At 40.2% G+C, this 14244-nt stretch carries 15 protein-coding genes; 6 read left to right on the top strand and 9 right to left on the bottom strand.

The window, feature by feature from the left end; genetic code table 11:
- From gcvT to B9A58_RS13465, 3 genes are all read right to left on the bottom strand, one after another.
- Entirely contained in the window at positions 1–1089 is a 1089-nt protein-coding gene (gene gcvT / locus B9A58_RS13455) for a glycine cleavage system aminomethyltransferase GcvT (protein WP_084373395.1), read from the bottom strand.
- A 131-nt stretch (positions 1090–1220) separates the two neighbouring features.
- On the bottom strand, positions 1221–1772 hold the full coding sequence (gene hslV / locus B9A58_RS13460; RefSeq protein ID WP_084373396.1) for an ATP-dependent protease subunit HslV: 552 nt from the start codon (positions 1770–1772) through the stop codon (positions 1221–1223).
- A gap of 71 nt (positions 1773–1843) precedes the next feature.
- On the bottom strand, positions 1844–3469 hold the full coding sequence (locus tag B9A58_RS13465) for a dihydrolipoamide acetyltransferase family protein (RefSeq protein WP_084373397.1): 1626 nt from the start codon (positions 3467–3469) through the stop codon (positions 1844–1846).
- Positions 3470–3757: 288 nt separating this feature from the next.
- Here B9A58_RS13465 and B9A58_RS13470 point away from each other — a divergent pair, with 288 nt between their 5' ends.
- The 5 genes from B9A58_RS13470 to B9A58_RS13490 all read left to right on the top strand — a co-directional run bounded on the left by B9A58_RS13470 (position 3758) and on the right by B9A58_RS13490 (position 9726).
- Positions 3758–4612: a YheT family hydrolase gene (locus B9A58_RS13470; protein WP_317042067.1), complete on the top strand. Its 855-nt coding sequence runs from the start codon at positions 3758–3760 to the stop codon at positions 4610–4612.
- Positions 4613–4623: 11 nt separating this feature from the next.
- Positions 4624–5325 (top strand): SOS response-associated peptidase, encoded by a 702-nt coding sequence (locus B9A58_RS13475; RefSeq protein WP_084373399.1) that lies wholly within the window; start codon positions 4624–4626, stop codon positions 5323–5325.
- A gap of 79 nt (positions 5326–5404) precedes the next feature.
- Positions 5405–7345 carry an OmpA family protein gene (locus B9A58_RS13480; protein ID WP_084373400.1) on the top strand — a complete coding sequence of 647 codons (1941 nt, stop codon included), beginning with the start codon at positions 5405–5407 and terminating at the stop codon, positions 7343–7345.
- A 32-nt stretch (positions 7346–7377) separates the two neighbouring features.
- A complete protein-coding gene (locus B9A58_RS13485; RefSeq protein ID WP_084373999.1) occupies positions 7378–8388 on the top strand; it encodes a 3-oxoacyl-ACP synthase III family protein in 1011 nt (336 codons plus the stop codon).
- A gap of 75 nt (positions 8389–8463) precedes the next feature.
- Complete coding sequence (locus tag B9A58_RS13490; protein WP_221407860.1) at positions 8464–9726, top strand: toxin-antitoxin system YwqK family antitoxin; 1263 nt, start codon at positions 8464–8466, stop codon at positions 9724–9726.
- Here B9A58_RS13490 and B9A58_RS13495 read toward each other — a convergent pair.
- Positions 9713–10084: a group III truncated hemoglobin gene (locus tag B9A58_RS13495; protein WP_084373402.1), complete on the bottom strand. Its 372-nt coding sequence runs from the start codon at positions 10082–10084 to the stop codon at positions 9713–9715. The genes B9A58_RS13490 and B9A58_RS13495 overlap by 14 nt on opposite strands.
- A 61-nt stretch (positions 10085–10145) precedes the next feature.
- Positions 10146–10496, bottom strand: coding sequence for a MotA/TolQ/ExbB proton channel family protein (locus tag B9A58_RS13500; protein WP_084373403.1), 351 nt, complete (start codon positions 10494–10496; stop codon positions 10146–10148).
- Between the two features lie 180 nt (positions 10497–10676).
- Here B9A58_RS13500 and B9A58_RS13505 point away from each other — a divergent pair, with 180 nt between their 5' ends.
- A complete protein-coding gene (locus B9A58_RS13505) occupies positions 10677–11402 on the top strand; it encodes a LytR/AlgR family response regulator transcription factor (protein ID WP_176214784.1) in 726 nt (241 codons plus the stop codon).
- Here the strand turns inward: B9A58_RS13505 and B9A58_RS13510 are convergent.
- From B9A58_RS13510 to B9A58_RS20800, 4 genes are all read right to left on the bottom strand, one after another.
- Entirely contained in the window at positions 11399–11833 is a 435-nt protein-coding gene (locus B9A58_RS13510; protein ID WP_084373405.1) for a DinB family protein, read from the bottom strand. The genes B9A58_RS13505 and B9A58_RS13510 overlap by 4 nt on opposite strands.
- Before the next feature lie 132 nt (positions 11834–11965).
- Positions 11966–12568, bottom strand: coding sequence for a trimeric intracellular cation channel family protein (locus B9A58_RS13515; protein ID WP_084373406.1), 603 nt, complete (start codon positions 12566–12568; stop codon positions 11966–11968).
- 15 nt (positions 12569–12583) lie between these two features.
- Positions 12584–13777: an adenine deaminase C-terminal domain-containing protein gene (locus B9A58_RS13520; protein WP_394334427.1), complete on the bottom strand. Its 1194-nt coding sequence runs from the start codon at positions 13775–13777 to the stop codon at positions 12584–12586.
- Positions 13774–14214, bottom strand: coding sequence for an amidohydrolase family protein (locus B9A58_RS20800; RefSeq protein WP_394334428.1), 441 nt, complete (start codon positions 14212–14214; stop codon positions 13774–13776). The genes B9A58_RS13520 and B9A58_RS20800 overlap by 4 nt, the downstream gene beginning before the upstream one ends.
- Positions 14215–14244 lie beyond the last annotated feature (30 nt).

Raw genomic sequence — 14244 nt, forward strand, 5'->3', positions numbered from 1 at the left:
TTATTTTTTGTAAAGTGGTAATTTGGTTACTCGTGCTTTAAGCGACTTGTTTCTTACTTGAATGTAAATTTCGGAATCCGCCTTGTGATGGCCTACTTTCACATAGCCTAAGCCTATGCCAACTCCCATAGATGGAGACATCGTGCCGGAAGTTACCTCACCAATGTTATTTCCATCAGCATCAGCGATTTCATAGTGACCTCTCGGAATACCTTTGTCTTCCATGATGAACCCAACCAGTCTTCTAGTTACACCCACTTCCTTCTGCTTTGCAAGGTTTTCAGAGTTAATAAAGTCTTTGGTGAATTTAGTGACCCACCCTAAGCCAGCTTCAAGTGGTGAAGTCGCATCAGTGATGTCATTGCCATATAGACAATATCCCATTTCTAATCTTAAGGTATCTCTGGCACCTAGCCCAATAGGAAGTATGCCAAATTCTGCTCCTGCTTCAAAAACCTTCTTCCAAACAGTTTCAGCATCTTTGTTTTTGATGTATAATTCAAATCCACCAGCACCTGTATAGCCAGTAGCAGAAATAATGACATTGTTGATTCCAGCTAACTGACCTTCAACGAAAGTATAAAATTTAACCTCTGAAAGGTTGACCTCAGTCAATTTCTGTAGTGTCTCAACAGCTTTTGGGCCTTGCACGGCAAAAAGCGAATAGTCGTCTGATAGGTTGGTCATTTTCACCCCTTGAGTATTGTACTTGGATATCCAATTCCAATCCTTTTCAATATTTGAGGCGTTGACCACAAGAAAATACTTTTCTTCAGTCATTCTATAAATAATCAAATCATCTACAATTCCACCTTCTTGGTTTGGCAAACAGGAATATTGAGCCTGACCGTCTACAAGTTTCGAAGCATCATTACTGCTTACACGTTGGATTAGGTCTAAAGCCTTTGGCCCTTCAAGCAAAAATTCCCCCATGTGGGATACATCAAATACGCCTACGCCTTCACGCACCTGATTATGTTCTTCTTTGTCTGAGCTGTATCGAACCGGCATATTGTATCCGGCAAATGGGACCATTTTTCCGCCAAGGGATTCGTGGAGGTCGTTAAGGGCTGTTTTTTTGATATCCATGTTGTTCAATTTTAGTGGCGCAAATCTAACCAATAGCCGTATAGCGCAAAAATATCTCCAGACCAATTAGATTAGAATTTGGCTAGAAATAAGAAGATGTCAAATTGATATTGATTTGGGTAATATAATTATCAGTCTACCTTCTCCACCACCAAATTATGATTGGTATAGATACAGATGTCAGCAGCAATATTCAAGCTTTCCCTGACCATTTCTTCTGCTGAAAGTTTGTCGCCCGCATGTTTTTTTAGAGCAAGAGCGGCAGATTGGGCGTACATACTGCCCGATCCTATAACGGCGATATCATTGTCGGGCTCTAAGACATCACCAGTCCCTGATACCACAAGAATTTCGTCTTTGTCAGCTACGATTAGCATGGCTTCTAATCTTCTCAGGTAGCGATCCATTCTCCAATCTTTGGCGAGCTCAATTGCGGCCCGCTTCATATTGCCACCATAAGAATTGAGCTTTTCATCCATGCGTTCCAGAAGAGTAAATGCATCAGCAGTTGATCCGGCAAAGCCAGTCACTACCTTGCCGTCCTGAAGCTTTCTGATTTTCTTCACATTGCTTTTCGCAACAGTGTTGCCTAAAGTGGCTTGTCCATCTGCGCCAATGGCTACTTGTCCATTGTGTTTGATAGCACAGACAGTTGTTGATTTTATTTTTGGGAATTTCGACATGTCTATTTATTTACGGGGAATTCAAACGAATAAAAAAAGGGAGAGGTTAACCTCTCCCTTCAGAATTGTTTTTATATCAAGATTCTTACGGGATCCTCAATAAATCCTTTCAGTGTTTGCAAGAAAGCAGATCCAACAGCGCCATCTACGGTTCTATGATCACAAGTCAATGTGATTTTCATTACGTTGCCTGGTACAATCTCACCATTTTTAATCACTGGCGTTTGTTTGATGCCACCAACTGCCAAAATACAAGATTCAGGCGCATTGATGATCGAGGTGAACTGCTCAATACCAAACATACCTAAATTAGACACAGTAAAGGTATTGCCTTGCATTTCATCCAACTGAATTTTCTTGGCTTTAGCCTTAGCACCAAATTCTTTTACTTCAATAGAAATCTGGGCGAGCGTTTTGGTATCTGCAAATTTCACGACTGGAACTACAAGTCCATCTTCCGTAGCCATAGCTACACCTACACTAATGTGGTGATTTTTTCTAATACTATTGGTATCGCTCATCCAGTATGTATTAACATCAGGATGCTTTCTCAAAGCAGCAGCTACTGCCTTTATGATGATATCATTAAATGAAATCTTAACAGGTGCCAATTCGTTGATGCTTGCCCTAGCGTCTATGGTCTTGTCCATGTCTATTTCCATGGTCAAGTAGAAATGTGGTGCTCCAAATTGACTGGCTGTCACACCTTTTGCAATAGCTTTTCTCATTTGAGTGGCAGGCACGTCTTCGTAACTTTCTACACCAAATGCCCCAGTAGCAGCTACTCCACCCACAGCTGGGACTGCTGAAGGAACAAATGCCTCCACATCTCTTTTTATAATTCTTCCGCCATCTCCAGTTCCTGGAATTTGTGCGATATCATATCCTTTTTCTTTTGCAAGGCTTTTTGCCAATGGACTGGCGATTACTCGTCCGTTAGAATGAGTAGCCTGAGTAGGGAGAGCTACTGGAGCAGATGCAGCCGTTGCTTTAGGAGCAGCTGCTGGAGCAGGGGCTACTTCTTTCTTTTCTTCTGCAGCTGGAGCCGCAGCGTTTGCTGCTTCAGCCTTCAATAATGTTTCGAAATCAGCGCCTTTTTCACCTATAATAGCTATTACACCATCAACTGGTACGCCATTCCCAGCTTCCACTGCTCTATACAATAGGACACCATCATCATAAGACTCAAGTTCCATTGTGGCTTTGTCAGTTTCTACTTCAGCTAAAATGTCGCCTGATTTCACATCGTCTCCAACATTCTTGATCCATGAGGCGATAACACCTTCCGTCATGGTATCACTCATCTTAGGCATTTTAATTACCTGAGCGTTGATGTCAGAAGTATCAATTTTCTCTGTACTTGCTGCGGGTGCTGGAGCTGGAGCTGCCGCTTCTTCTTCCTTGGCTGCGGGTGCATTTGATCCAGAAAGGCTGGCAAGTAGCTCGTCAATTTTCTCCCCTTTTTCACCAATTATAGCAATTACGCCATCAACAGGAACGGCGGACTTTTCTTCTACTCCAATATGCAGCAATACTCCATCGTCATAAGATTCTAATTCCATAGTGGCTTTGTCGGTTTCTACCTCAGCCAAAATGTCTCCAGATTTTACTTCATCCCCTACTTTTTTTAGCCAAGACGCGATTACACCCTCTTCCATGGTGTCGCTCATCTTAGGCATCTTTATTACTTCCGCCATTGTTTTTGATTAATTAAAAATCGAACGGCTAAATTAGCCTGAAATAGGGTTTAATCAAATTTATCTAAATTGAAAATTTTGTTTCGTTTACGTTAACGGTGAAAAAATATACTTTTCGGAAAGAATCGCTTGGATTATTTTAAAATTTTAAATTTGACCAAAAAAAACACGTAGTTATTTTCAATGCCAATAATTTCCCAGTCTGACTATAAGAGACCGAAGCTTCTCTTTAATCGCCATTTAGAAACCATTATTCCAGGAATAACTAGAAAAGTGAAGTGTTTGCCCTTGTTTGAACGAATTAGAATAGATACACCTGATGGAGATTTTTTGGATTTGGACTGGTACCCAGCGAATTCGGATAAATTGCTCATTTTATCTCATGGACTGGAAGGTGACAGCCATAGACCCTATATAGAAGGAATGGTCAAAAAATTTCATGAAGAGAGATGGAATGTCATTGCTTGGAACTATCGTGGCTGTAGTGGTGAAATGAACCATACGCCTAGATTTTACCATAGTGGTGCTACTCAAGATCTGGCGACTATGGTGGAATATGCGCTGACTTTAGGTATTCCAAATATTACTTTGGGCGGATTTAGTTTGGGTGGGAATCTTACGCTGAAATATTTAGGAGAAGAGAGACGAGACTCAAAAATCAAATCAGCTTTCGCTTTTTCAGTACCGATTGATCTCAAGGGCTGCTGTCATGAAATTGATAAACCTCATAATTTCCTTTATTGCCAACGATTCTTAAAATCGCTGAAGGTGAAAGGAAAAGCCAAAAATGAAAAAATACCTGGATCTGTAGATGTAGTTCAACTGATGAAAGTAAAGAACATGTACCAGTTTGACAATGTAGTGACTGCGCCATTGCATGGATTTGATTCTGCTGACGACTATTACGCCAAATGTAGCGCCAGAAATTTCATTGAGGGTATTGAAGTACCCACCCTGCTAGTAAATGCTTTGAACGACCCATTTCTATCAGAATCGTGTTTTGATCAAACAAAATTCCAAACTTCGAAAAATGTTTATTTCGAGATGCCTAAATTTGGAGGTCATGTGGGTTTTTCATCAAACCATAACAATGGCACATTTTGGTCTGAAGACCGAGCATTTAATTTCATCAATCAGCACTAGAGAATCAAAAAATGTTAGATAGGTACGCGATTTACTCAGATTTTAAAGCCATCAATGCCCGATATGGATTGAAAGGCGAGGAGTTTACAGTACCCAACTATAATGCTGCGCCAGCGCAGCAACTTCCTATAGTTACAGATTCAGTGAAGGGCGAAATATCTTTTCTTTATTGGGGGACAAATAAAGAATGGTCTAACAACAAGAGCATTTCTCCAAAACTTTTGACCTGTGAAAGGGATCAGCTGATGTCTAAAACTACTTTACGCCTTGCATTGGAGAAACATCGCTGCCTGATTCCAGTAAATGGTTTTTATCTATGGAAACAGTACAGTAAGAAAAGAAAGACACCTCATTATTTTTATAATCCTGCCGAAACCATGTTTAGCCTTCCAGGAGTTTGGGAAGAAAATGAAGACATGGATGGCAATGTGCATTATACGTTCAAAATCATTGAGATACCCAATTATATTAACATTCCCGAATTTGGGATGAATATGCCTGGCGTTATCCCAAAAGATTTGGAAAAAAAGTGGCTGGACAGTTACTCGACCTTGAAAGAGTTGATGGCTATATTGAACAATACAGAAAACCTTGGACAAATTAGCTACCATTCTGTTTCGCCGCTGATCACGAATGTATTGAACAATGGAGAGCATCTAATCAAACCAGAATCCTCTGTTGATCAGTTAGGGAATTACACACTTTTCGACTAACTGAGATTCTTTGGTTTCAATTATTTCTTAAAAAACGTTATCTTATTCCTAGCATATTGAGGTTAACACCACATGACATATGTTTTTCAGAAAATGTAATTTGCTATTGGTCCTGACGCTGTTTGTTTCAATGGCTTTTGGTCAGGACGTAGAAAAGTTAGAGAAAAAGGCACAAAAATATTTTTATGCCGAAGAGTTAGTTGAGGCCGCTCAGGTATATGAAGAAATATTGGGTATCGATTCGCAGAATAAAATGGCTGCCTATCGTCTGATTATATGCCGTGCGCTACTAAACCCAAGAAGTACGTCTATGGAGGATTTACTCCAATATAAAAGTACACAGGGAAAACGCGACAAATTTTATTACTACTGGCTTGGCAGAGCTTACTTTCATCAGAATCAATTCAAAAAAGCAGCTGAAAGTTGGAACAAATTTTTGACACTCGATAAGTACAAAAGTTCAGTGATTATAGCTGAGGCAAAGTTTTTTATTGACTGGGCAGAAAGAGCAGAAGTGCATCACAGTTTTTCTAAAAATTATGAAATTGACCAATTACCCGAGCCTATTAACAGTACTTCTACAGAATATAGCCCTGTTTTTTTTAGCGAATTGAATGAACTGCTGTTTCTCTCGGATCGAAGTGATGAAAACGAATCAAAACCTTTTAATGTCTATCACAGCATTCGTACGGGAACGCAATGGAGTACACCAAGTATATTAAGCTATTTTGGATCGTTTGATGAGGCCAATGCCAACATTGAAGTCGTCAATAAATCCAGCAAACTGTATTTATACCAAGGTGAGAAGAAAGGAAGTTTGTTTGTTAGCCATAGTGACAACTCGAAATGGAGTAAACCAGTATCTCTGAGTCGAGAGGTCTCAAGTTCAAAACTAGAATCTCATTTTTTTATTAATGAACAGGAGAACATCATGCTCTTTGCTCATAGAAAGAAAGGAAAAACTGCTGACCTCGACATTTTTGTTTCACGATTGGATCCGTCAAGCAATCATTGGAGCAAACCAGCATTGCTCTCCACTGACCTGACAACAGACTTAGACGAGGATTATCCTTATTTATCGACTGATGGAAAAACGCTCTATTTTAGTTCGAAAGGATTCGGCTCAATTGGCGGATATGATGTTTTTAAATCTGAATTCAATGCTGAAATTAATGCGTGGTCAGCTCCTGTCTCTTTGGGATACCCTACCAACTCCATAGGCCATGATATTCAATTTAAAATGGATGCACCACGAAACTCAGGGTATTTTGTATCAGACCGTCTTAGTTCGTATGGCAGCTTTGACATTTACTTTTTTCATGAGTCTAATAAAATCTTGCTTACAGGTCAAATTGTAGATGCAGCCGGCCTACCAGCAGATCATGCCGAAATACATTTTTATCCATCTCGGAGATCAGGTTTAGAGTTGAAGACCATGACGGATGAAAATGGCAACTATGAAGTAAAGGTAGGAAGTGAAGACAATATCAATGTTGAGATATTATTTCATGATCATCTCGTACATAAAGAATCAGTACAAACTCCTCGCGCCGAACAAAAAGTAATGAAGAAAAATTTTGCCATAAGTACAGAAAAGGGTCAAGCGGATGACTCTAGCGATTACTACGATCCTACTTACACAGATTTGGAAAATATTGGGAGTAAATTTAGACTAAGCAACAAAGCACTACTCTCCAATATCTACTTTGATTTTGACGAGTTTAAATTAGACGAGGAGGATCGAGCACAGCTCAAGCCTCTACTAGCCGTAATGAAAGAAAATAAAGAACTAAGAGTTGAAATAGCTGGGCATACTGATAATATTGGGGACGGAAAGGCCAATCTGAGAATTTCTATTCTGCGAGCCAAAGCAGTCGCCAATTACTTAATAGGAAAGGGGATTGCATCTAGTCGGGTAGAGCCCAGAGGTTACGGATATGCAATACCTATGGCTACCAACGATCAGGAAAAGGAAGGTCGTGAGTTTAATCGAAGAATTGAGGTTTTAGTTTTGGAATAAACCTTAAATTTCCGAATCCAAAAATGATAGATATGAAAAGTGCGAAAATTATCGGAATGGGACATTACGTTCCAGACAATGTAGTAACCAACCAACAATTAGAACCACTCATGGATACCAATGATGCCTGGATACAGGAACGGACAGGTATCAAAGAAAGGCGTCATATCGTACCAGGCGGAGAAGATACCACATCCACTATGGCAACCAAAGCTTCTCAAATGGCCATAGAGAAAGCAGGAATACAAGTTGATGATATAGACTTTATTGTCTTTGCCACCTTGAGTCCAGATTATTACTTCCCAGGCCCTGGAGTAATGCTTCAGCAGCAATTGGGCTTCAAAAAGGAAATTGGCGCATTAGATATAAGAAACCAATGTTCTGGTTTTGTATACGGACTATCTGTAGCTGATCAATTTATCAAGACAGGCATGTACAAAACTGTACTGGTGGTGGGTAGTGAAGTGCATAGTGGTGGATTGGATTTTACGACACGAGGCAGAGGCGTATCTGTGATTTTTGGAGATGGAGCTGGAGCGGCCATCTTACAAGTCACAGAAGAAAAAGGGAAGGGAATACTTTCCACACACTTGCATTCTGAAGGACAGCATGCAGAAGAATTGGCTCTCATTGGCCCAGCCACTACAGATTGGGTGCCTAATTACATTGAAAGAAATGACGCAGAGGACATTAGGTATTATCCATATATGAATGGAAATTTTGTATTTAAGCACGCTGTTGTTCGATTTCAACAAGTCATCCAGGAGGCACTGGAACAAAATGGCTATCAAGCAGATGATATTGACATGCTTATTCCTCACCAGGCCAATTTGAGAATCAGTCAATTCATTCAGAAACAAATGAATTTGACGGACGAACGAGTATTCAACAATATTCAAAAGTATGGCAACACGACGGCAGCATCTATTCCGCTGGCACTTAGCGAAGCACTAGAAGAAGGCAAAGTCAAAGCTGGGGACTTGGTATGTCTGGCGGCCTTTGGTAGTGGCTTTACGTGGGCGTCTGCATTGATCCGTTGGTAAAATTTGTTTGAAATTTTGTAGAACCTAGCACGTTAATTGTTTGCTTTGTAGCAAACGACTAATCATTTTATGCATTTGAAAAAATGTACCTTGATCTTACTGGTATGCTTCCTTCAGTCATGGGGTTCTGAAGCACAGAATTTTTACAAAGAAGTCCCTGCTGACACCACTTTTAATGCGACAGGTGAAAGATATCTAGGTAACCGAGTGGGTCAGTGGCAATTCGATAGAAGACGGGATGGAATGGTTGTGACTGGATACTACAATCATGGGGTGCCTGATAGCGTTTGGCTCAAATATTTCAACTACAAAGTCTCTGAGGCCATCCTGCTTAAGGAGGGGAAAAAGGAAGGGCCATACCATACCTATGATCAATATGGAGAACTTATCTCTTCTTCCAATTTCGAAAATGATGTGTTGAATGGGGCTTATTATGAATACTATGACAATGCACAAGTGGCGTTGTCAGGTTTTTATAAAGAAGGACAAAAAGATAGCGTTTGGATAGAATTCTCCCCGTTGGGATACAAAAACTTTGAGCAGTATTATCAAGACGATTTACCTGTAGGTACTTGGACATATTATCATGCCAATAAGCGCATAGCACGAACAGAAAGTTATCAGTCAGGTTTGCTTAATGGCGCTATAGAAGAATTTCATTATAATAAAAATAAAACCCTCACAGCACACTATGCGAACGGCATATTAGATGGCAAGTATGTAGAGTACTACAAAGACGGAACGCTAAGTGTAGAAGGACAATATGAGTCTGGCCTAAAAACTGGGACTTGGGTGAGCATGTCACCAGAAGGCATCATGTTTTCGATTGGAGCATACCAAGCCGATCACAAGCAGGGCCTTTGGAAATATTTCTATGAATCAGGCGCGCTTTTGTCGGAAGGTAAGTTCAAAAATGATTTGAAAAACGGACAGTGGATTGACTACTATGAATCTGGCAAGTTGAATTCCATTGGTTCTTATATAGCCGATTTGAAGAACGGCCTTTGGGGACATTTTTATGAAAACGAACAGCTCATCCAAGACGAAAACTGGAAGTATGGGTTGCTACTGGATGTAAGTGATTATTTTTCTGAGCAAGGCGAAATATTGCCGAAAGGAACACTTTCGAATGGAAACGGAACACGAAACGTTTATTTTCTAGATGGAGAGTTGCAAATCCAGGAAACCTATAAAAATGGGGTACCAGATGGAACGTGGACTACCTACCATGACAATGGCAAAATAGCTTCAGAAGAAAAGTATGATAATGGGAAGCCTGCTGATACTTGGAAATACTACAGCCGCAAGGGTAAGCTCAAGGGTACTAGACGGTTTTAATTTTTATTAGCATCACAGTAGCAATAGACTGTGCACGTTGCTTAGCCATTTCGGCAATGCCCCCAGAAAATAAATCATCGATTGTTTGACAAAACACCTTCACCCAGCGATCAAAATGAGCCTGTGTCAGAGGGGATTTTTCGTGTATAGCAATGTGTGGGGTAATTGGATTGCCTTTGTACTTGGCTTGGTGAAAAAGAGTAGTTTCCCAAAAGTCAGCAATCTTTGGTAGATGATGTTCCAGATCTAGTTGGACAATCTCCGTGAAAAAGAATCCAATCTCAGGGTCAACCATAACCTTTTCATAAAATGTATAGATCATTTGGTCTACGTCTGCTCTGGTTTGGATGTCTTTCATGATTGTCCAAAGTTACGCATGAACCTTGGACAATCTGTCTAAAATTGTATGATCTGTGTCATTAGTCAACGCTACGGATCGACTTCAATACAAACCACATCAAGTAGCTGAGTATGAAGATCAACATACCATAGATGCTGGTGATAGATGACACACGAATGCCGCCAGCCAGCATGGCCGAGGAAACAGACTCTACCTGGCTGATATGCTGAAGTGCACTATACAGACCAATGAACTGACCCAGAAGGCCAAATACCAGTGCAAAGAGTCCAACGGATTTGATTAAACTTGTTTGGCTCTCGTCTTTAGTTTTTTTGATCAGATAGAAAACAAACAATCCACAGCTCGCAGCCAACACGATGGTCAAAATGCTCATAAATAAGATGCCTCCTTCAAATAATAAATCAATCATGATGTGTTCTTTTTAGTTTAAAATTATTTAGCTCCAAAGCTAGGATGAGGCATGTTTTGCACCTAGGTCGAATCCATGGCTAGACCAGTCAGTTGTCGACAAATGACACAACTGTGAATATATTTAGCGAATATTGAAAGAAAAAAGTCAATGACAATAAAGGGACATGCAATATTTTGGGTGGCAATATATTTAGTGCTGATTCTATTATATGCGAATGCCTTTGAGAGCTATTTGTACTCTATGTATTTTGTGACTGTCATGTATCCAGTAATTCTTGGTACGGCCTATTTTTTCAATTTCTTCCTGGTACCCAGATTTCTGATGAATGGCAGGCGAGCGAAGTTTGCGCTTTATTCCATTTATGTGTTGATCGTTTCTGCCCATTTAGAGATCATCATGATTTTTCTTGCTTTTATTTATCTAGCGAATTATCAGGTGGGTGCTATGCATCCTTCTATCCTGGATGTATCCAAACTGAGCATGACACTTTATACGATCGTGTTTGCTCATGGCTTTTACCTTTTGTACAGAAAATATCAAGACACTCAATCTAAAATAGAAGCGCTAGAAGATGAGCAGAAAAAATCTGAAGAAGGTTTTATCATCGTTAGATCAGACCGACAAAACAGGAAAGTGCTTCATAAAGACATTCGCTATATAGAAAGCCTTTCAGATTATATAAAAATACACAGTCTTGAAGCTGAAGCTCCTATTGTATCAAAAGCGAAAATCAGTCATATAGAGCATGAGCTACCTAAAGAGTTTATCAGAATTCATCGATCTTTTTTGGTCAACTTGAACCTTATTACCAATTTTAATTCTGTACAGGTCACTATTGGCGACGAACAATTGCCCATCAGCAGAAGCTATAAACGCCAGGTCAAAGCGGTTTTGAAAGATTAAAAAATCTGTCTCAAATGATGATTCAAATGATCAATGTAATCCTCCATCAAAAACTGAAGGGTGGGTGTTTCATCTTTCACGGGAATGGTTTTTTGGAGATCTGCATCCCAGGTCTTTTTCCACACTCGCACGATCTGAAGGTTCAGAGATTGCCACAGAGACTTTATCGATTCCAAATCCTGATGTTCGTAATCACTGGCCTTCACCCAATAATTCTGATCATACCAAATATTGGTTTGGTCACCCTGAGGAATGCGTACGAAACGGTGAATATTGTTTATGGCAGAATCAGCCAGATGCCCTAAAATCTCCTTTTTGCTCCATTTTTCAGGAGCTGGCTTAGTGTTCCATTGCTCTTCTGAAATAGATTCAAAATCCTTTAAAGCGGTTTCAATAATTTGAGAGAGTTGTGTCGCGAGTGCTTCGGTCATGTCTGTAGTTTTTGCTTATTCAAAGATGACCTAAATAGAGATTCATTTCATATCTGATTCATGAAAGGATTGAATGCTATCTAACAATATGGTGCAAGATTAATTTAAGTTGAAGGTGGATAAAGCCAATACTCACTTTATCCCAGGCAAGCCCCAGCCTCTTCTCACAGCTAGAATTCTGATACCCATCACGACTACTATGGCTATCCAAATAGACCAATTTTCAGGCAAACGGGTGAATGTTAGTCCATAATATAAAGTAGCGCCCGCCAGACATGCTGTGGCATAGATCTCTTTTCTGAAAATCAGAGGAACCCTGTTGGAAAGTACATCTCGTAGCACTCCACCAAACACGGCCGAAACGGCTCCCATCATAATGGCTATGGCAGGAGATAAACCAAAAGAAAGTGTCTTTTGCATACCAAGCACTGCGAATAAGCCAATACCAATCGTGTCAAATAGAAACATGGTTCTGGTCAACTTAACGATCCATTTTTTGAAAAAATAGCTAAAAGCCAATGCAGCTAAGACGGTATACAAGTAGTTTGGGTCTAGTAGCCATCCTACTGGCTGACTGCCAATTAGGATATCACGAAGGGTTCCACCACCAAGCGCCGTAATCAGTGCAATCACTGCCGAACCAAAGGCGTCCATTTTCTTCTCTGAAGCAGTAAGCGCACCAGATATAGCAAATACGAAAGTGCCAATGATATTGAGGGTGTATATCAAATCCATAGGGCGAAGATAAGCTTAGTCTGTAAATACATCAATAAACTTAAATACCTCTCCATCAAAAAAACCAAGGTCACTCATTTTGGCCTTTGGGATCACGAGCAATGCCATAAACGATAGGGTCATAAAGGGAGAGTTTAAAGAAGAACCCAATGATTTTGCAAAGGCGTCAATTTCACTGTAGGCATTGGCTACCTCATAACCATCTTTTTCGGACATGATGCCAGCCACAGGTAGCTCAAGAAGCTTCTCTTCTCCTTTGCCTACAGCAGATACTCCACCTCTGGCTTCAATGATAAGATTAATTGCTTTAGCCATAGATGCATCATCAACACCCACAGCTATAATATTGTGCGAATCATGTCCCACAGAAGAGGCAATCGCCCCTTCTTTTAATCCAATATTTTTAATAAAGCCGATCGCTGGAGCCGCTTCTTTGTAGCGATTGACTACTGTGATTTTCAGTAAGTCTTCTTCGGTATTGGTTTGATTGGCATGATCAATTAGTGAACTGTCATAAGTCAACAAATTAGAGATTAACTGTCCGTCCAGGGCTTCCATTACCTGCACTTTAGTGCCTTTGATTTCTATTTTGAATTGATGGGCTGTTTTCGGCTGGCAGTCAAAGTTGTTGATGATTTTGTTTTTGACTTTTGGGATGTTGGATCTACCTGATTCTGCGACCAACTCTCCATTGATCCAAGTTTGCTGGATATTGAAATCTTCTATGTTATCAATGACTATAAAGTCTGCAGCATCATTTTCGTGGAGTAGCCCTACATTCATATTATAATGTTTGATAGGATTGATACAAGCTGCTTGAAGGACTTTGTACAAATCATTGCCTTTGGCCAATGCTCTTTTGACTAACAAATTGATATGACCTTCTACTAAGTTGTCTGGATGTTTGTCGTCCGAGCAAAACATGATTCGTTCATAGTTTTTATCCAACAGGGGAATAAGCGCTTCAAAATTTTTGGCAGCGCTGCCTTCCCTAATGAGTATTTTCATCCCACAGTCTAGCTTGTCTTGAGCTTCTTCTATTGTAAAACATTCGTGATCTGTACTGATGCCAGCGGCAGCATAGGTTTTAGCTTGTTGGCCTTTTACACCAGGGGCATGACCGTCTACGGGTTTATCCAATGCTTTTGCTTTTGCAATTTTTGCCAATACTGTTTCGTCATTGAATAGTACGCCAGGCCAATTCATCATTTCATTTCTGCCAGATAGTTGATTTCTGGTTTTTTGAGCAGGTATTCCACATCTTCAACAGTGATTTCCGCACCAGCTGTTTCAAAAGTAGTGGCAGGTACACAAGAGGGAGCCCCAAAATGAAATTTGAAATTGATCTGCTTACCATTTTCAATCATATATTCCACGCCTTTCACGCCAAGCACATTCCCAATTTCGTGTGGGTCGGAAATGGTGCCTATGGTTCCATGGACTACAGCAAGTCGCCCAAACTCTGATGGCACCAGCATGGAACTCTCCACATGAACATGGGCATCCACAAAACCAGGCAATATGTATTGATCACGAGCTTTTTCAACTTTTTCTATTTTTTGAATAATGCCATTCTCAAAGTGAACATTTGCTGGATAGATTGTGCGGCTGGGGATATCAATGAGTTGGCCAGATACAGTTGTCATGTGGTGTGCTTTGTTTTTTAGAATGAAGTT

This window comes from Reichenbachiella faecimaris (assembly GCF_900176375.1).
Taxonomy (GTDB): Bacteria; Bacteroidota; Bacteroidia; order Cytophagales; family Cyclobacteriaceae; genus Reichenbachiella; species Reichenbachiella faecimaris.

Coding starts and splice junctions, on each gene's coding strand:
- B9A58_RS13465 (WP_084373397.1), bottom strand. CDS start 3,469: ATGGCGGAAGTAATAAAGATGCCTAAGATGAGCGACACCATGGAAGAG.
- B9A58_RS20800 (WP_394334428.1), bottom strand. CDS start 14,214: ATGACAACTGTATCTGGCCAACTCATTGATATCCCCAGCCGCACAATC.
- B9A58_RS13480 (WP_084373400.1), top strand. CDS start 5,405: ATGTTTTTCAGAAAATGTAATTTGCTATTGGTCCTGACGCTGTTTGTT.
- hslV (WP_084373396.1), bottom strand. CDS start 1,772: ATGTCGAAATTCCCAAAAATAAAATCAACAACTGTCTGTGCTATCAAA.
- B9A58_RS13475 (WP_084373399.1), top strand. CDS start 4,624: ATGTTAGATAGGTACGCGATTTACTCAGATTTTAAAGCCATCAATGCC.
- B9A58_RS13515 (WP_084373406.1), bottom strand. CDS start 12,568: ATGGATTTGATATACACCCTCAATATCATTGGCACTTTCGTATTTGCT.
- gcvT (WP_084373395.1), bottom strand. CDS start 1,089: ATGGATATCAAAAAAACAGCCCTTAACGACCTCCACGAATCCCTTGGC.
- B9A58_RS13485 (WP_084373999.1), top strand. CDS start 7,378: ATGAAAAGTGCGAAAATTATCGGAATGGGACATTACGTTCCAGACAAT.
- B9A58_RS13520 (WP_394334427.1), bottom strand. CDS start 13,777: ATGATGAATTGGCCTGGCGTACTATTCAATGACGAAACAGTATTGGCA.
- B9A58_RS13510 (WP_084373405.1), bottom strand. CDS start 11,833: ATGACCGAAGCACTCGCGACACAACTCTCTCAAATTATTGAAACCGCT.
- B9A58_RS13500 (WP_084373403.1), bottom strand. CDS start 10,496: ATGATTGATTTATTATTTGAAGGAGGCATCTTATTTATGAGCATTTTG.
- B9A58_RS13495 (WP_084373402.1), bottom strand. CDS start 10,084: ATGAAAGACATCCAAACCAGAGCAGACGTAGACCAAATGATCTATACA.